Origin of the sequence: Streptosporangium longisporum (assembly GCF_039534895.1) — a bacterium.
GTDB classification, from domain to species: Bacteria; Actinomycetota; Actinomycetes; order Streptosporangiales; family Streptosporangiaceae; genus Streptosporangium; species Streptosporangium longisporum.
In genome coordinates this window covers 737,139-754,230 of sequence record NZ_BAAAWD010000015.1, presented here as the reverse complement: position 1 = coordinate 754,230, position 17,092 = coordinate 737,139, and the positions used below count along the sequence as shown (strand labels likewise).

12 protein-coding genes are annotated in these 17,092 nt (G+C 72.3%); 2 read left to right on the top strand and 10 right to left on the bottom strand.

The window, feature by feature from the left end:
- Positions 1–237: 237 nt before the first annotated feature.
- The 10 genes from ABD832_RS29595 to ABD832_RS29550 all read right to left on the bottom strand — a co-directional run bounded on the left by ABD832_RS29595 (position 238) and on the right by ABD832_RS29550 (position 13,464).
- On the bottom strand, positions 238–666 hold the full coding sequence (locus ABD832_RS29595) for a VOC family protein (RefSeq protein WP_344901395.1): 429 nt from the start codon (positions 664–666) through the stop codon (positions 238–240).
- A gap of 8 nt (positions 667–674) precedes the next feature.
- Positions 675–1,664, bottom strand: a complete 990-nt coding sequence (locus ABD832_RS29590; protein WP_344901392.1) for an NAD-dependent epimerase/dehydratase family protein — start codon at positions 1,662–1,664, stop codon at positions 675–677.
- A gap of 166 nt (positions 1,665–1,830) precedes the next feature.
- On the bottom strand, positions 1,831–2,598 hold the full coding sequence (locus ABD832_RS29585) for a class I SAM-dependent methyltransferase (RefSeq protein WP_344901389.1): 768 nt from the start codon (positions 2,596–2,598) through the stop codon (positions 1,831–1,833).
- A gap of 112 nt (positions 2,599–2,710) precedes the next feature.
- Positions 2,711–4,960 carry a SulP family inorganic anion transporter gene (locus ABD832_RS29580; RefSeq protein ID WP_344901386.1) on the bottom strand — a complete coding sequence of 750 codons (2,250 nt, stop codon included), beginning with the start codon at positions 4,958–4,960 and terminating at the stop codon, positions 2,711–2,713.
- A gap of 74 nt (positions 4,961–5,034) precedes the next feature.
- Positions 5,035–6,618, bottom strand: a complete 1,584-nt coding sequence (locus ABD832_RS29575; protein WP_344901383.1) for a hypothetical protein — start codon at positions 6,616–6,618, stop codon at positions 5,035–5,037.
- 183 nt (positions 6,619–6,801) lie between these two features.
- On the bottom strand, positions 6,802–7,368 hold the full coding sequence (locus tag ABD832_RS29570; RefSeq protein ID WP_344901380.1) for a YbhB/YbcL family Raf kinase inhibitor-like protein: 567 nt from the start codon (positions 7,366–7,368) through the stop codon (positions 6,802–6,804).
- Positions 7,369–7,579: 211 nt separating this feature from the next.
- Positions 7,580–7,918 (bottom strand): hypothetical protein, encoded by a 339-nt coding sequence (locus ABD832_RS29565; RefSeq protein WP_344901377.1) that lies wholly within the window; start codon positions 7,916–7,918, stop codon positions 7,580–7,582.
- A gap of 49 nt (positions 7,919–7,967) precedes the next feature.
- Positions 7,968–10,898, bottom strand: coding sequence for a DEAD/DEAH box helicase (locus ABD832_RS29560; protein WP_344901374.1), 2,931 nt, complete (start codon positions 10,896–10,898; stop codon positions 7,968–7,970).
- A gap of 791 nt (positions 10,899–11,689) precedes the next feature.
- Positions 11,690–12,499 (bottom strand): ABC transporter permease, encoded by an 810-nt coding sequence (locus tag ABD832_RS29555; RefSeq protein ID WP_344901371.1) that lies wholly within the window; start codon positions 12,497–12,499, stop codon positions 11,690–11,692.
- Entirely contained in the window at positions 12,496–13,464 is a 969-nt protein-coding gene (locus ABD832_RS29550) for an ATP-binding cassette domain-containing protein (protein ID WP_344901368.1), read from the bottom strand. Before ABD832_RS29550 ends, ABD832_RS29555 begins: the two co-directional genes overlap by 4 nt.
- Positions 13,465–13,734: 270 nt before the next feature.
- On the opposite strand from ABD832_RS29550, the gene ABD832_RS29545 reads away from it, so the two are divergent.
- Both ABD832_RS29545 and ABD832_RS29540 read left to right on the top strand, forming a co-directional pair.
- Positions 13,735–14,343: a PH domain-containing protein gene (locus ABD832_RS29545; protein WP_344901365.1), complete on the top strand. Its 609-nt coding sequence runs from the start codon at positions 13,735–13,737 to the stop codon at positions 14,341–14,343.
- Positions 14,340–16,388, top strand: coding sequence for a PH domain-containing protein (locus ABD832_RS29540; RefSeq protein WP_344901362.1), 2,049 nt, complete (start codon positions 14,340–14,342; stop codon positions 16,386–16,388). The genes ABD832_RS29545 and ABD832_RS29540 overlap by 4 nt, the downstream gene beginning before the upstream one ends.
- Positions 16,389–17,092 lie beyond the last annotated feature (704 nt).

Here is a 17,092-nt window from a genome sequence, read left to right as displayed (position 1 = left end):
CCATGCGGATGCCAGGGGGCGTGACGCTATCTCGCCCAGGGACGCCACGCAATGCCCGGCGGGAGAAAGGCCGGGACCGGCACGGGAAAGGGGGCGGGGCGGGTGGAGGGCGGGATGGCACCCGCCCTCCACCTCCGGCCCTGGGAGCGTGGACCGCTGTCCGGCATTCGGGGGACGGAGCCGGACAGCCATGAATCTATGCATCCACCCGTCCGATGTATGCGTAGAAATACACCCTTACTGCAGACAGAACTCGTTCCCCTCGGGGTCGGTCATGAGCGTCCAGTACTCCCCGTTCTCCTCTGCGGTACGGACCTCGGTGGCACCCAGGCCGACGAGCCGTTTCACCTCCGCCTGCACCAGCGGGCGCCGCTCCTCGATCGGCGCGCCGGACGGGCCGCCCACGTTGACGTCCAGGTGGACGCGGTTCTTGACGGTCTTGGCCTCGGGCACGCGCTGGAAGTAGATCCTGGGCCGTCCCTCGTCCGGATCCACCAGCGCGGCCCAGTTGGACCGCTGCTCGGGGGGAATGCCCTGGGAGTCCGCCCAGGCGTCCCAGCTGTCGAACCCCTCGGGGGGCGGCTGGATCCGGTATCCGAGGGCCTCGGCCCAGAAGGAGGCGAGTTTCCGCGGGTCGCCGGCGTCGAAGGTGATCTGAATGTCCATGGGGATTGCTATGCCCACTCCGCCAGAATCCTGGCCTCCTTCTCCGGGTCGATACCGTGCCACTTGAAGGAGCGCTCGGCGGGCGGCACCTCGCGCAGCCACGCCCAGGTGTCGCGTACCGTCTCGGCGACGGGACGGCAGGTCAGCCCGGCCGCGAGGGCCTTGGCCGAGGACGCCAGCCACACCCCGGCGAACTCGGGCCCGCCCGGGGTCCAGACGGGGAACTCGGTCCACGGCGCCACCTCGCGGTCGAGCAGGAAACGGTCGTCCACCCAGACGAACTCGGCGTCCGAACCGGTCACCGCCCGGCACTCGGCCAGCCAGTCGCCATAGGTGGTGTTGCCCGGCACCCCGCTGACCAGGAAACGGTCCGCCTTCCCCACCTCGGTCCGGTCCAGGACGAACGTGGCGAGGTCCCGGACGTCGATGACCTGCATGGCCCGGTCCGGGTCACCCGGGGCCAGCACCCGCCCGCCCCGGGAGATCCGGTCCAGCCACCAGGGCAGGCGGCCCACGTCCTCGTACGGGCCGAGGATGAGACCCGGCTGGATGATCAGGGCGTTGCCCTCGAACGCCTCCATCGCGCGTTCGCAGCCCGCCTTGAGCGTGCCGTAGTCGCCGTCCTCGGGGCCCGCGTCCGGCGCGCACTCGTAGATCGGCGAGTCGTCGTCGCACGGTTTGGCGGGGAAGTCGCTGATCGCGGAGATGCTGGAGATGAACGTGTAGGTGCCGGCATGGCCGTTGAGCCTGCGCACCGACTCGTCGACGATTCCGGGGACCCTGCCCATGACGTCGATGACGGCGTCCCACTCGCGGCCCTCGACCAGGCGGTCCAGGTCCTCGGCCACCTCGCGGTCGCCCCTGACCGCCTCGACCCCCGGCAGGTCGACGCCGCTGCGTCCCCGGTTGAACGTGGTGACCTCGTGCCCGCGCCGCAGCGCCTCTTCGGTGATCGCCCGTCCCACGAAGACCGAGCCACCGATGATCAGAATTCTCATGGCGCCTGATTCTGGGCGCCGGGCCACGGGAAGGCCATGGACTTTCACCCGGGGCGCAAGCTGTCCGCTCAGAGCGGATCCTGCGGGGGCCACCGGCGTACGTCGGGAGCGGGCCGCTCCCCGTGACGTCCGCTACCGTCCGCTACCGCCCGGAGCGTCGCGCCCGCTACCGCCCGGAGCGCCGGCGCGCGAGATGGACGGTGACGTCGGCGGTGATCTCGACCGTCGCGGGCAGGACCCGCATGATCCGGTCGAACACCTGCCCCCGCTCCGCGGCCGGCAACATGAGGTAGGCCGAGACGGTCGAGAGATGGCCGACGTAGTCGTGAGCCGTCATCGTCAGGCGCCGTTCGAGCACGGACTGCCGGACGTCGGTGAACCGTCCGGAACGCTGGAGCTCCGTACCCGGCCACTGCATGTCGTGCTCCGGAGGCGTCCCGTCGGGGGACGGAATGTCGTCGCTCTCCAGGAACGGTGCCCGCGCCACGCGAACGGCCTCCCGCACGGCCGGATCGGCGGGCTGGATCGGGCCGCCGAACGAGGCGAACACCCCGTCCGGTTCCAGGAGCGCCGCCACGCGTGACCACCGGTCCTGCGGGTCGGTCCAGTGCAGCGCCGCCGCCGCGTAGACCAGCCCGTACCTCTCGTCCGGCCGCAGGTCCTCGAACGCGGCCCGCACGGTCCTGACGGTCGCCGGCAGGTGCCTGCGCAGCTCGGCGAGCATGGCCGCGTCGGGATCGGTCGCGGTGACCGTGATCCCCGGCCGGGCGAACAGGCGGGTCGCCTTGCCCGTCCCGGCGCCGATCTCCAGGGCGGTCCGGATCGGCCGGGCCGCGTACGCCGCCACCCGGTGGAAGAGCTCCGCGGGATACCCCGGCCGGAACCGTTCGTACGCTTCCGCGATCACCCCGAAGCTCAGTGCGCGACCGGTCATGCCGATCATCCTGACACGGGACGCGCCGTCCGTGCCCGGTTCTTTCCACGACTCCCGGCCGTGAACGGCACGGGCCTGGGGCACGAGGACCGGAGGGGGAGGCACCCGGAGCTCAGGCCGGGCCGCTCGCGACCTGGGGGTGCTGTTCCAGCAGGTGCACCCGGGCGGTGCCGATGTCGAAGTACAGGCCGATCAGCTCCAGGTCCCCGCCGCGGAACAGCCGGTCCACCTGCGGGTAGGTGCGCAGGTTCTCCAGTTGCTGGATCACGTTGACCCGGCAGAGCCGGTCCAGCGGCCCGTGGTCCTCGCCCGCGCTCTCACCGGCGATGAACCGCGCCAGCGTGTGGTTGCCGTGGCGCATCCAGCGGGAGAGCGCGGGCTGACCCGTGACCTTCTCCCCGCCGCTGAGCAGCGCGGCCATCGCTCCGCACCCCGAATGCCCGCAGACCGTGATGGTACGGACGTTGAGCACCTCGGTGGCGTACTCGATCGCCGCGGCCACCGAGTCGTCCTCCGGCTCCGACCCCAGCCGGGGCACCAGGTTGCCGACGTTGCGGACCGTGAACAAGTCCCCCGGGCCGCTCGCGGTGATCAGGTTCGGCACGATGCGCGAGTCCGCGCAGGTGATGAAGAGATGCGACGGCTCCTGGGTGCGGGCCATCGTGTGCAGCAGGGGACGGACCAGGGGCGCCGTGAGCCGGTGGAACTCCCGGGCCCCGGCCAGCAGGTCCGGTACGGCGGGACTGCCGTCGCGGTCCGGGTGCCGGGCGGCCAGCGGCGAGTGCGCCACCCGGCGTCCGCGCCGGCGATGGGACCAGGGCAGCCACCAGCGGTCCGGCGCCCGGGGCGGGGTCTTGGCCGGGAACATCCGCACGCCGCTGGCCGCCATGGCGTACCACTCGTCGTGGATCTCGTCGATGTTCACGGTCCCGCCGCCGCGCTCGTACTCCTGGCGCCAGTCGTGGATGGCCTCGAACGCCGCGTTGTCCATGAAGTCGATGTTCAGGTCCAGGTCGACCGTCACCCCCGCCGGGATGGCCCGCAGCTCCGAGGTGAGCGTGGGAACCCCCAGGAAGGTCAGCGACCCGCCGATCACCACGTGCCAGCGGCCGTCCGGCTCGGCCGTGGCCCGCACGGTCACCCGGGTGAGCCGGCGCAGCGCGAGCAGCGCGGCCAGGCCCAGGCCGACCAGGACGCCCTCGGCCAGGCCGAGAAGCACCACCCCGGCCATGGTGACCACGTACACCGGGACCTCGCTGTGGCCGCGCAGGTTGCGCAGGTGTCCCATGTTGACCATCTGGACGCCGATGAAGACCAGCAGCGCGGCCAGCGCCTCCATCGGGATCAGGGCGATCATCCAGCCGAACCCGAGGGCGAACAGCAGGAGCCAGAAGCCGTGCATGACCGTGGACCACCGGCTGCGGGCCCCGGCCCGGACGTTGGTGGTGCTGCGGACGATGACCCCCGCCACCGGCAGACCACCTAGCGCACCGGTGATCATGTTGGCCACGCCCTGGCCGGTCAGCTCCCTGTCCAGGTCCGAGCGCCTGCCCCGGTGCAGCTTGTCCACGGCCACCGAGCAGAGCAGCGACTCCACCCCGGCCAGCAACGCCACCAGCAGCACCGCCGCGACGATCCCGTGCCAGTCACCGCTCGGCCAGACCGGCCCGACCCAGGAGTCCAGGCTGACGGAGAGGTCGATCCGGGTGACCTGCCAGCCCGCCGCCCAGGCGGTCACCGAGGCGACGAGCAGCGCCGCCAGCGGGGCCGGAAGACTCCGCACCCGCTGGGGCAGGCGGGTCCAGGCGATGAGGACCGCGATGGTCAGCACGCCGACGAAGACCGCGTGCGTGTGGTTGTGGATGATCTGGTGGGGCAGCTCGACCAGGTTCTCCACCGCCGAACGCTGGGGACTGCCACCGAGCACCACGTGCAGCTGGGCGAGGGCGATCACCACGCCCACCCCGGCGAGCATGCCGTGGACCACGGCCGGGGAGACGGCCAGCGCGGAACGCGCGACCCGGCAGACGCCCAGCAGCAGCTGCAGGGCCCCGGCGAGCAGGGTGATCATGCAGGTGGCCCGCCAGCCGTACCTCATCACGAGGTCGGCGACCACCAGGGAGAGACCGGCGGCGGGCCCGCTCACCTGGACGACGGAGCCCCCGAGGAGACCGGCCACCACGCCGCCCACCACCCCGGCGATGAGCCCGGCGGCCAGCGGAGCCCCTGAGGCGACCGCTATGCCCAGGCAGAGGGGCATAGCGACCAGAAAGACCACCACGGAAGCGGGCAGGTCATGCCTCAGCGCGGAGGCGAGACCACCCGCCGCCAGCTTCCCGTCACTCTTCGTGTCCGTCGCCATGGGGCAGACCCTACGGGTCCGCACCCGCTCCTCCCGGGGTTTTACCCGAGCCTTTTACGCAGGACGGAGAGAAATCAGCGGTAGTAGTCGGGGTAGTCGGGCTCCTGGACGCGGTGGTTACCCCGCGAACCGGGCCTGGCCCGCTCCTCGGTACGACCGCCCGGCGTGGTCTCGGGGGCCGCCGTCCCGTAGAGCTCGCCGTAGCTCGGCCAGCTCGCGCCGTCGCTCCCCGGCGGGGTGCCGGGCTCCGGCCAGGCGGCCGGGCTGGCGGGGGTGGCCGGCCTGGGCTCGTAGCCGTACCCTCCCTGCGTGCCGCCCCGCGGGTCGGCCGGACGGGACCCGCCCCGCGGATCGGCCGGACGGGACGGGGCCGGGGTCGGCGAGTAGCCGCCGCGGGAAGGACCGGCCGAGGCGGGCACCGCCGGGTTCGGGCCGGTGACGGCGTCGTCGTCGATGGTGGCCCAGCCGGAGCTCACCTCGTACGAGCCCGAGGCCGGAGCGCCGTACACCGGGGTCTGGTACGAGGAGTAGGACGGGCCCGCGTCGTCGAGGATGTCGGCGGTGTTCGCCGTCGGCCAGCCACCCGAGGAGGGGTTGGTGACCTGCGCCCACGGGTTGTCCGTCACGTCGCTCTTGGACGGCTGCGGCTGCGGGCGGTGCTGCGACGGCTGCGACGCGCCTCCGTAGGACACGCCGAGCGGGTCCGCCGCGGAGGTGACGGGGAAACCGCCGCTGGTCGTGGGACCCATGGGAGGCATCGGGGCGAGCGGGCCGCCGTGTCCCGGCCGGGTGCCCGCGGGAGAGGCCGGGCCGCCGGCCCGGGAGCCGGCACCGCCGGCGGGGGCGGTCGCGCTGCGACGGGAAGGGTAGGAGCCGCCGACGAGCGGGTCGTTCAGCGGGTCGGGCCGCCGGGCGGGAGCGCTCGACGCGGACTGGGCCGCCTGCTGCGAGGCGGAACGGTTGCCCGCCCGGCGGGAGCTCGCCCGCGAGGGACGGCCCTCACCGAAGGAGCCCGCGACCGGCGCCGCGAAGGTCACGGTCTTCTGCTCGGCGAGCGAGGCCGCCGTGGGGGCCGGGTTCGGCTGGACCGGGGCCACCAGGTCGGACAGGCCGGAGGGCAGGGAGGCGGAGGCGATGGCGGGTTCCGCGGAGGGCCGCGACGGCGAGGCCGCGGGACGCTGCGAGGCGTCACGGGCCGCGGGCCTGGTCGGCAGGGGCGCCTGCACGGTCGTGGCCTCGGCGTCGACCGTGCGGTCGTTCGGCTCGACGGGACGGCTCGCGCCCATCCGGGCGGCCAGGGATCCCCCGAAACCGCCCTCGTCGGCCTGCAGCCGCGTCCAGTAGTCGTCGTCGTAGTCGTCCATCTGGCCGAACTCGTTCAGACCGCGCTTGCCGCGGGAGCTCGGTGGCCGCGGCTGGCGCGGGGGCTTCGGCTCGTCGAACGGGGTGAGGTCGGGGGTGAAATGGTTCATCTTCGGTTCTCTGGTGGCGAAGTCGTCGCTGGACGTGGTCGGCGCCAGCGCCTCCTTCTCCGCCATCTCCCGCAGACGTTCCGCGGGAAGCGCGCTCTCCCTGCGGTTCATCGACCGCATTCCCAGTGCCACGACGACGAGCACGAGGAGCACGACGGCGACCAGGCTTACTACGACCGCGATCATTGCACCACCCTCAAGGCCATGGCCTTACAGCGGCGCCGGTGAGATCGCGCGGCCATCGACGCGACCTGCCCCCCTGCATCACCTGCGCTCGGACATTGGATCTGATTGTGTCGGACCACTATGAGCGTTGTCACACCCTAAGTGAAGAATTGGTAACCATTACTACCTCCGGTGTTCGGCCGGTCACTCGACGTGAACCGTGGTGAGCCGTCCCCAGGCGATCGTCTTGTCCGCGATGCTCTTCAGGGTCTCGTTGAGCGGTGCCCCCTTGCGGAGACGGACCCAGTCCTTCAGCGCGTAGACGGTGAAACGATAGTTCTCCTGGGCTCCGCACGGTGGGTTGTAGCCCACCCTGCCGTTCGTCGTGCTCCCCTCCACGGCCCCCGTGGGCACGCTACCCTCCGGAAGCTCGTTGGTGCGCGGATCGATGTCGAACACGACCCAGTTCACCTCGCCACCTGTCCGGGAGTTGTTGTCCACGACGATCGCGACGGACCCCGTACCCTCAGGAACGCGTGACCAACGTAGCGGAGGGTTACCGGCCGAACCGTCACACGAGTAGTCGGACGGCAGGGGGCCGCCGTCCCTGACCCGAGGGCTGGAGACGCTGATCGGTTCCAGCTGCAACCGCTCCGAGGAGGCCATGCCGCTCGCCAGCCCGCACCCCGATGACGAGACGGCGAGCGCCGCGACCACCGCCATCGTGGAGGTGTGCCGCGGGCGACGCGTAGACGTGTTCGGCTGCCCCATGCCCGATGATGCTACGCGGCTCTGGAAGATGCGCAGACCGGATCGCGAGGTTCCGCGCTGAAGAAAAGCTGTGAAAACAGACGAAATCAAGGGACAGAAGGGGTGGGAGGGAACGTCGCAACGATTTTCGTCGTCCCGTGTTCCCGGCCTGTCCGCCGACCGTACGCCGTCGATCCATGACCGGTCGCCGGTGTCCGCCACCCCGGATCGGTCAGTCCCCGCCCAGTTCCCGGTAGGGCTTCCTGAGCAGGTCCACCAGCGGGATGTGCCGTACCTTGACCGCCGGGGGTTCCAGGATCCGCAGCAGCAGGTCCGCGGGGACCGCGGTGGCGCGCGGTCGTGGTCGCACCCGGCTCAGCGGGACACCGGGGGAGTAGAAGTCCCCGACCCGCTCGTCGAAGGGCACGTCACCCGGCTCGGGAACACCCGTGTCGCCGGTCTCGGCAATGGGCACGTCACCCGTTCCGGGAACACCCGTGTCGCCGGTTCCGGGAGCGGGCATGTCACCCGTTCCGGGAACGCCCGTGTCGCCGGTCTCGGAAGCGGGCACGTCACCCGTCCTGGGAACGTCCGTATCGCCGGACCCGGGAACGCCCATCTCAGCTCACCGCCCGGGGGCCGAGCCGGAACAGCTCGCGCAATCGTTCGGTGGACAGGTCGGCGATCCAGTCCTCGCCGGTGCCCACCACGCTCTGGGCGATGGTCTTCTTGCGTTCGATCATCTCGTCGATCCGCTCCTCCAGCGTGTCGAGGCAGATGAACTTCCTCACCTGCACGTTCCGGGTCTGGCCGATCCGGAAGGCCCGGTCGGTCGCCTGGTCCTCCACGGCCGGGTTCCACCACCGGTCCACGTGCACGACATGGGCCGCGGCGGTCAGGTTGAGCCCGGTTCCGGCCGCCTTCAGCGAGAGCAGGAACAGCATCGGCTCGTCGTCGGTCTGGAACCGCTCCACCAGCGCGTCGCGCCGCTTCTTGGACAGCCCGCCGTGCAGCCAGAGCACCGGCCGGTCGAGGTGGGCGGCCAGGTAGGGCTGGAGAAGGGTGCCGAACTCGGCGTACTGGGTGAAGATCAGCGCCTTGTCGCCCTCCTCGACGATCTCCTCGGCCAGCTCCTCCAGCCGGGCCAGCTTGCCCGAGCGGCCCGCCAGCCCGGACCCGTCCCGCAGGAGCTGGACGGGGTGGTTGCAGATCTGCTTCAGCCGGGTCATGGCGGCCAGGACGTTGCCGCGCCGCTCGATGCCGCTGGAACCGTCGATCCTCCCCAGCATCTCGCCGGCCACCGCCCGGTACAGCCCGGCCTGCTCCGGGGTGAGCGTGCACCAGACCTTCATCTCCTGCTTCTCCGGCAGGTCGGTGATGATGGAGCGGTCGGTCTTGAGCCGCCGGAGCACGAACGGGCCGGTCGCCCGTTTCAGTGCCGAGACGGCGTCGGGGTCGCGCCGCGTCTCGATCGGTTCCTGGTAGCGCGTCCTGAACCGCCGGGCCGGGCCGAGCAGCCCGGGATTGCAGAACTCCATGATGGACCAGAGCTCCGAGAGGTGGTTCTCCACCGGTGTGCCGGTCAGCGCCAGCCGGGTACGGGCGGGAATGGACCGCACCGCCCTGGACTGTCGGGCCGAGCTGTTCTTGATCGCCTGCGCCTCGTCGCAGACCACCCGCTCCCACCGGAGCGCCGCGAGCGCGCCCAGGTCCCGCAGCGCGGTGCCGTACGTGGTGATGACCAGGTCGGCCTCGCGCACCGCGGCGGCCAGCTCCTCGTCGCGCCGGCGCGCTCCACCGTGGTGGACGTACACGCGGAGCGAAGGGGCGAAGCGGGACGTCTCCTTCTGCCAGTTGCCGATCAGCGACATGGGACAGACCAGCAGCGTCGGCCCGGGCACCCCGTCCCCACCGGGCCGCTCGCCTCCGCCCGGCCGTTCGCTCTCGCCCGGCCGGGTGCTCTCGCGTTCGGAGAGCAGGAGGGAGAGGGTCGAGACGGTCTTGCCCAGCCCCATGTCGTCGGCGAGGATGCCGCCGAGGCCGAGCCCGGACAGGAAGCTCAGCCACGACAGACCGCGTTCCTGGTACGGGCGTAGCTCCCCCCGCAGGGTGCGCGGGGTGGCGACAGGGGTGAGGCGGCGGTCGGCCTCGCCGGAGAGAAGGTCGCCCAGCAGGCCGTGGGCGTCCACGGCGACCAGCGGCAACTCCTCGTCACCGCCTTCCACGACCTCCCGGATCACCTCGCCGACGGTCCGTTCCCCACCGTGCCGCTCGACCACCTTCAGCGCGGCCTTGATCTGCAGGTCGTCCAGCTCCACCCAGCGTCCCCTGACCCGCACCAGGGGGACGCGGAGCGCGGCGAGCTCGGCCAGCTCCTCGGCGCCGATCGTGTGGTCGCCGATGGTGACGTCCAGCCGGACGCTCACCCGGTCGTCGAGGCCGGATCCCGCATACCCGGATCCCGCACGGCCCGATCCCGCACGGCCGGATCCCGTGTCACCGGCGGATCCGTGCTTCACGGGACCGGACCCGTCGGACCCGTCGTGCCCGGACCCGTCGTGCCCGTCGGTGGGCCGGTGGTCGTCGGCGAGGGGACGGGTGGTGAGCTTGAGTCCCAGCCCCTGGCGACCGGCCCAGGCGGGCAGCCGCACGCCGTACCCCGCCGCCCGGAGCATGGGCGCGCCGTGACGGAGGAACGAGAACGCCCAGGCGGTCTCGACCGTCAGACCGGTCGGCAGGGGAGCGCGCAGCGCGATGTGCAGATCGGGGTGGAGCCGCACGGCCCGGGCGAGGCCGGTACGGAGCACCTCCTCGGGTCGCCCGGGGAGCCAGGGCGCCCGCTCCCCGGCCCGGATGCGCTCGGCCGACAGGTAACGGGCGGGACCACGCGCGTCGCGTCCTTCGCCGGACCCGCCGATCCGGCCGGTCCCGGGAGTTTCGCGAAGGCCGTCGGACGCCGGGGAACCACCGCTCTCGCCGGTCTCGTCGGCTCCGCTGGACGAGGTGTCCGCGTCGCCCGCGTCGCCCGCGTCGTTCGAGATGCTCGTGTCGCTCGCCGGAGCGAGGCCGAACTCGACGTGCCAGGAGTCCTCGTCCTCGGCGGGCTCGATCAGCCGGAAGCAGACCCGCACCGGGCCCTCCAGCTCGTGTGCGGAGTCGAGCCAGCCGGTCAGGGCCTCGCCGAGCGCCGCGACCTCGGCCGGTCGCGCACCGGGGAGCAGGGCGTCATCGCCGGTCAGCGCGTACAGCCAGCGGTCGGGCAGGGCCGTCCTGAGTCCGGGACGGGAGCCGAGGATCAGGCGGCCGGGCAGTGACAGCCGTACCGCGCCGTCGGTCAGGTCGTCCAGCAGTTCGCCCAGCACCTGCGCCGACGACCTCTCGTGCGCGACCGCCCTGCAGACCGGCGGCATCGCGGCGGTCAGGCCGGGCAGGACGGACCGGTCGGCGCCGGTGAGCACCGGCCGCCATCGGGCGGCGTGCACGTCGCCCTCCATGACGAGCTGCGGCAGCACCCGGCCGCGCCGGACCAGGTCCCGCGCGTGCTCGGCCACCACGGCGAGATAACGGAGCGAGAGAGCGGGCTCCCAGACCGGGTCGTCGGCGTCGCCCTCGTCCTCGGAGGGGCGGGGGGGAGGTGCTTCCCGAGGCGAGGGCCGGTAACGAGCCGAGCAGCCGGAGCGCGTCGGCCGGCCGGAACAGCAGCGCGGGGATCCGCCAGGGGGAGATCTTCGGCTTCCGTGCCCTGCTGGACAGGCCGGACTCCGGGGAGGGAAGCGGGCCGGAGGCCGAACCGGGGAGCAGGACGGTCAGCTCCCGCTCCTCGACGACGCCCACCATGCCCGTGAAACCCGCAGGGAGCCCGACGCCCCTGACGCCCCCGACGCCCCCGACGCCCGCGAGGCCCCCGATGTCCGCGGCACCCGTACCGTTCAGGCCGGCCGTGCCGCCGGTGATCGCTGAGGCGATCGGGACGGCCGGGGCGGGGGAGGAACCCGAGACGGCAGGGGAGCCCTCCTGAGGGGTCACCCGGCCCTCGCGGGGTGTCCCCGGGGCGCCGGGGAGGACCCCACCGGAAACTTCGCTTAGCGTCCCATCTGGGGTCTCTTGTGAGGAATCACCCAGAATCAGGTTCACGGTGGCGGCGAGCGCGGCCGTGGACGCGGCGAACGGGTGCCCGCGGAGCAGGGCACGGGAGGCGGACGCCGGCGCCCGGGAGGTGTCCTCCGCCCAGATTCCGAGCGACCCGTCCACCCACACCCCGTGAACCACGAGCACGTGACCACCCCTGCTGCAGAATCGCCTGTGATGGACGGGTCCGGCCCCCGTTCCGCCCGCGAACAGACTAGACGTGGCTGCGGAAGGCCCGGATCGCCAAGGGAGCGAACACCACGGCGAACGCGACGGCCCACAGCAGCGAGAAGAGCGTGGCGCTGCCGACGTCACCGCCGATCAGCAGACCGCGGATGGCGTCGGCCAGGTGCGTGACCGGGTTGATGTCCGACCAGGTCTTCAGCCAGGAGGGGAACGTGTCCGAGGGCACCAGCGCACTGCTGGTGAAGGTCAGCGGCATCATGGTGGAGAAGCTGATCATCTGCACCTTCTCCGGGTTGGAGGCCTTCAGCCCGATCAGCACCGCCATCCAGGACATGGCCAGGGCGACCACGACCAGCAGGGCGAGAGCTCCCAGCAGGCCGAAGACGCTGGTGGTAACCCGGAACCCCAGCACCATGCCGAAACCGATCAGCAGGGCGAAGGCCCACACCTGTTTGACGGTGTCGGCGATGATCCGGCCGGACAGCGGCGCGGTGCGGGCGATGGGCAGGCTGCGCAGCCGGTCGAAGACGCCCTTGGTGATGTCGGTGTTGAGGCCGATCGCGGTGGACAGCGTGTAGAACAGGGCGTTCTGCACGAGCAGGCCGGGCAGGGCGAACTGCAGGTAGTCGCCGGTGGAGCCGGAGATGGCGCCGCCGAAGACGTAGGTGAACAGCAGCAGGAACATGATGGGCTGGATGCTCAGGTCCAGCAGTTCCCACGGGTTGTGCTTGATCTGGACCAGGCTGCGCCAGGCCAGCGTCATGGTCTGCTGCAGGGTGGCCAGCGGGGTGACGCGCTTGGCGGCCACCTGCGGGATGGTCGTCGTCAGCGTGGTCATGCGAAGGCCTCTTCCTTCTCGGTGGTGTCCTCGTCCTCGGGCCGGTGACCGGTGATGGAGAGGAAGACCTCGTCCAGGCTGGACTTGCGCAGCGCGAGCTCGGACGCGACGACCCCCTGGTCGTCCAGGCGCCGCACGATCACCGGGACGGCGGCCGGGTCGTGCACCGACGCGGTCGCCCTGCCCCCGCTGAGGTCGGGCGCCTCGCCCAGCACGTCGGTCAGCACCTCGCCCACCAGGGGCAGGTGCTCGGGCCGCAACGGGCGCACCTCGAGGACCTGGGCGCCGGTGGTGGCCTTGAGCTCGTCGGAGGTGCCGGAGGCGATGACCTTGCCGTGGTCGAAGACGATGATGTCGTCGGCGAGCTGGTCGGCCTCCTCCAGGTACTGCGTGGTGAGCAGCACGGTGACGCCGTCGGCCATCAGGCCGCGCACCACGCTCCACAGCTCGGTGCGGCTGCGCGGGTCGAGGCCGGTGGTGGGCTCGTCGAGGAAGAGCACCTGCGGCCGACCGACCAGGCTCGCGGCCAGGTCGAGACGCCGCCGCATGCCGCCGGAGTAGGTCTTGGTGGCCCGTCCACCGGCGTCGGAGAGGTCGAAACGCTTGAGCAGCTCGCTCGCGCGGGCCCGGGAGTCGGCACGGGGCATGCCCAGCAGGCGGCCGATCATCATCAGGTTCTCGAAGCCGGTGAGCATCTCGTCGACGGCGGCGTACTGGCCGGTCAGGCCGATCATCGAGCGCACCTGGTGGGCCTGGCGCGTCACGTCGTACCCGCCGACGGTGGCGGTGCCCGCGTCGGGGCGGAGCAGCGTCGCCAGGATGCGCACCGCGGTCGTCTTGCCGGCCCCGTTGGGCCCCAGCACGCCCAGCAACCGCCCCGGGGGCACGAGGATGTCCACCCCGTCCAGGGCACGGGTCTTCCCGTAGTGTTTCACCAGGCCTTCGGCCTGTATGGCATATGTCATCGTCTGAGCCCTTCCGTCGTGATGGACCTCACAGCATGTACCGTCCCACCGACATTTTCCGGCCTTCGGTTCGTCCGCCCCAGCCCTGTTCGCGCCCCGGCCGCGATCCGTCCTCAGCCTGTTCACGCTCGGTTCCGTCCGCTCCGCGGGGAGCCGGGAGGCGAGGCGTCCGGACGGGCGCGGCGTCCGTGGTTCCGGGACCGTTCCAGCGGCCGTCGTCCGGGACCCGGCCGGGCCGTCCGCCGGGACAAGACCGTTTAGGCTGGCAGCGTGAGTGACCGAGCCGATGAGCACAGCACCGCCTCGCAGGAGGCGCGGGCGTCCGAGCGTTCGGTCGAGCGCCGCCGGGGCGGCCCCGGACGTGACCGCTTCTCCCTGCGGGATCCCGCCAACCCCGTCTCGCGCAAGGCCATCGCCATGTGGCTGCTGGAGGGGTTGTTCTGGTCCGTCGTGCTGGCCGTCGGCTCGTACATGCTCGCCCGGTGGATCGACGGGGATCGCTGGTCATGGCTGCCCGCCTGGGTGCTCGACAACATCTGGTGGCTGCCGGGGGTGATCGTGGTGCTGCTGATCCCCGGGCTGTTCATCGAGCCCTTCTGGCGGTACGCCGTGCACCGGTGGGAGTTCAGCGAGGACGTGGTCTACGCGCGTTCCGGCTGGATCAGCAGGGAATGGGTGTTCGTCCCGGTCAGCAGGATCCAGACGGTCGACAAGGCGCAGGGCTGGATCGAACGCATGCTCGGCCTGGCCACGGTGGAGATCCGCACCGCCTCGCACGCGGGCTCGTCCACGATCAAGGGCCTGGACTACGCGGTCGCCGCCGAACTGGCCGAAGGGCTCGCCCGTCGTGCGGAAGAGCTCAGGGACGACGCGACGTGACCGGATCCGACGCCGACCACCCCCCGATCCGGCAGCCAGGCCCGGACGTGCCCGCCGATCGTCCCCCGGCCGAGAACTCCGGCCCGGCCGTTCCGGCCGATCGCCCACCGGCCGGGAACGCGGGCCCGGATGCGTCTGCGGATCGTCCCCCGGCCGGACGTCCCGGCCCGGACGTGCCCGCGGATCGCCCTCCGGCCGAGAACTCCGGCCCGGGTCTGCCCGCTGATCGCTCACCGGCCGAGCCTCCTGTTCCGGACGTCGCCGCCGGTCGCGTTCCTGCCGGGTCCTCGGGTCCGGACGTCACCGCGGGCCACGGGCTCGCCGCCCCGCCCCCCAGGGCCGCCTTCGCTCCGGCACCCGGGCCCGGCGGCCTCCCGCAGGGGCCGCAGGGGCCGCAGGAGCCAGGTGGGCCGGAGACGGAGAACCTGGAACCGCCGACCGGCGCGCCGTTGCGGCTCAGCCCGAAGGTGCTGCTGACCGACCCCATCCGGATGCTGCCCTCGCTCCTGTTGCCGCTGGCCGGAGTCCTGTTCATCGGCGGGTTCTCGCCGGGGTCGTTCGTGTGGGCGTCTCTGGGCGTCGTCGGCTCCGTCGCGTTCGCGGCCGTGCGCTGGGCGACCTTCACGTACCAGATCGTCGGCGATCGGCTGGAGCTCACCCGGTCGCTGATCAGCAGGTCGGTGCGGACCATCCCGCTGGAGCGGATCCGCGGTGTCGACGTCAGTGCCCCGCCGCTGCACCGCCTGCTCGGCATCTCCGTCCTGCGGATCGACACCGGCGCGGGCGGCGAGGACAAGCAGGAGGGCGAGCTCGACGGGGTGACCGTCGAGGAGGGGGAACGCCTCAAGGCCGTGCTGCTCTGGCACGCGCGTGCCCGGACGGCGAGACGCGCGCAGGCGCGCGGGACGGTCCAGGCGACCGGTCAGGCGGGCGCGGAGGCGCTCACGGCCGACGTGCCCGCGGGGCCGGGAACGTCCGCCGGGGCCGGGACGGTCCATCACGAGGTGGGGGACACCACTCCGGAACGGGTCTTCTTCGTCCTGCCCCGCAAATGGCTCGCCTACGGACCGCTCTCCGGCTCCTACCTGCTGACCCCCTTCGCGCTGGTGGCCGGTGCCGTGGGCCTGGCGTTCCAGTGGGGCACCGAGTTCGGGATCGACAGACGGGTCGTGGTCGGCGCGGGGGAGTGGCTCTGGGAGCATCCGCCCCTGCTCATCGCGGCCCTGGTCCTGCTCGTCCTGGCCATGCCGGTGGTCGGGGTGATCATGTACGCGGTGTTCAACTGGGACTTCAGCCTCCGCGCCAGGGAGGGATACCTGGTCGCCGGTCGCGGCCTGATCACGCGCCGGAGCGTGTCGCTGGAACGGCGCAGGGTGCGAGGGTTCGAGTTCGTCCAGGGGCCGGCCGAGCGCGGCGCCGGGCTCGGCCGCGCGTGGGCGATCGTGACCGGTCTCGGCGACTCGGAGACCCGGGGACAGCTGCTGCCGGTGGCACCCAAGGACATCGTGCTCGACGTGGTGGGCGAGGCCATCGGCTCGATCACCACCGACCTGAGGCCGCACCCGATCGCGGCGCGCAGGCGCAGGCTGTTCCGGGCGATCTTCCCCTGGCTGCTGATCGCCGCCTGCGCGGTGACGGCCGCCGTGCTCTGGTCCGGGTTCTGGTGGGTGCTCGGGGTGCCCGCGCTGATCCTCACGGTGCTGGGCGTCCCGCTCGGCCTCGACCGCTACCGCTCCCTCGGCCACACCTACGACGGTACCCGGCTGTCGGTCAGGTCGGGGTCGCTGCGCCGTTCCCAGGCGGTGATCGAGGATCGGGCCGTGGTCGGCTGGACCCTGAGTCAGACCTGGTTCCAGCGCCGCGTCGGCCTGCTGACCGTGACCGCGGGCGTGGGAGCCGGCAGCGGCGGCTATGCCGCCATCGACGTCGGGGAGGCCGAGGGGCCGGCCTTCGCCGCCGAGGTCACCCCCGTCTGGATCACCCCGTTCCTCGTTCCCGGTACGCCGTCGCCCGCCGAGCGGACCGGGTCGTCCGGACCGCTCTGACGTCCGTGCCGACCGTCCACGCCGCTCCCGCCGCCGTCCGGCGCTCCCCGGAACGGCCGGTGTACGCGAGAGGGGGCGACCGGACCCCGGCCACCCCCTCCCGCACGGCGCGTCAGTCCTGGCGCCGGGCGCCGAACATGATCTCGTCCCAGGTGGGCACCGAGGCGCGCCGTCCCCGGGACTTCTTGGCCGGTCGAGCCGGTGCCGGGGCCGGCTTGGGCGGCTCCGCGGGCTTGGGCGGCTCCACGGGCTTCTCCGCGGCGGGCTTGTCGGCCTTGGTCTCCTGGGTTCCCGCGGGGTCCGCCTCCGGTGTCTCCGGGTCGGTCCTGGCCGGTTCGTCCACGCTGACGCGCGCCGCGGGTACGGCGATCGGGCCCTCCTGGACGGCCGGAGCGGCCGGTGCGGGGGAGTCCTTGGTGGTGACAGGACGCTCCGCGACGGGCTCGGACACGACGGGTTCGGGCTTGACGGGCTCGGCCACGGCGGGTTCGGGCTTGACAGGTTCGGGCACGACGGGTTCGGCCGCGGGAGGCGTGGGAGAACCGGACGCGGCGGCCTCGGACGTACCGGGACGTTCCCCGGCGGTCTCGGACACGGCAGGCTCGGACGGGGTGGGCTCGGACACGGCAGGCTCGGACGGGGCGGCCTGTTCCGCCGGGGTCACCGCGGCGGACGGCGTGTCGCCGGTGCCCTCGGCGCCCCCG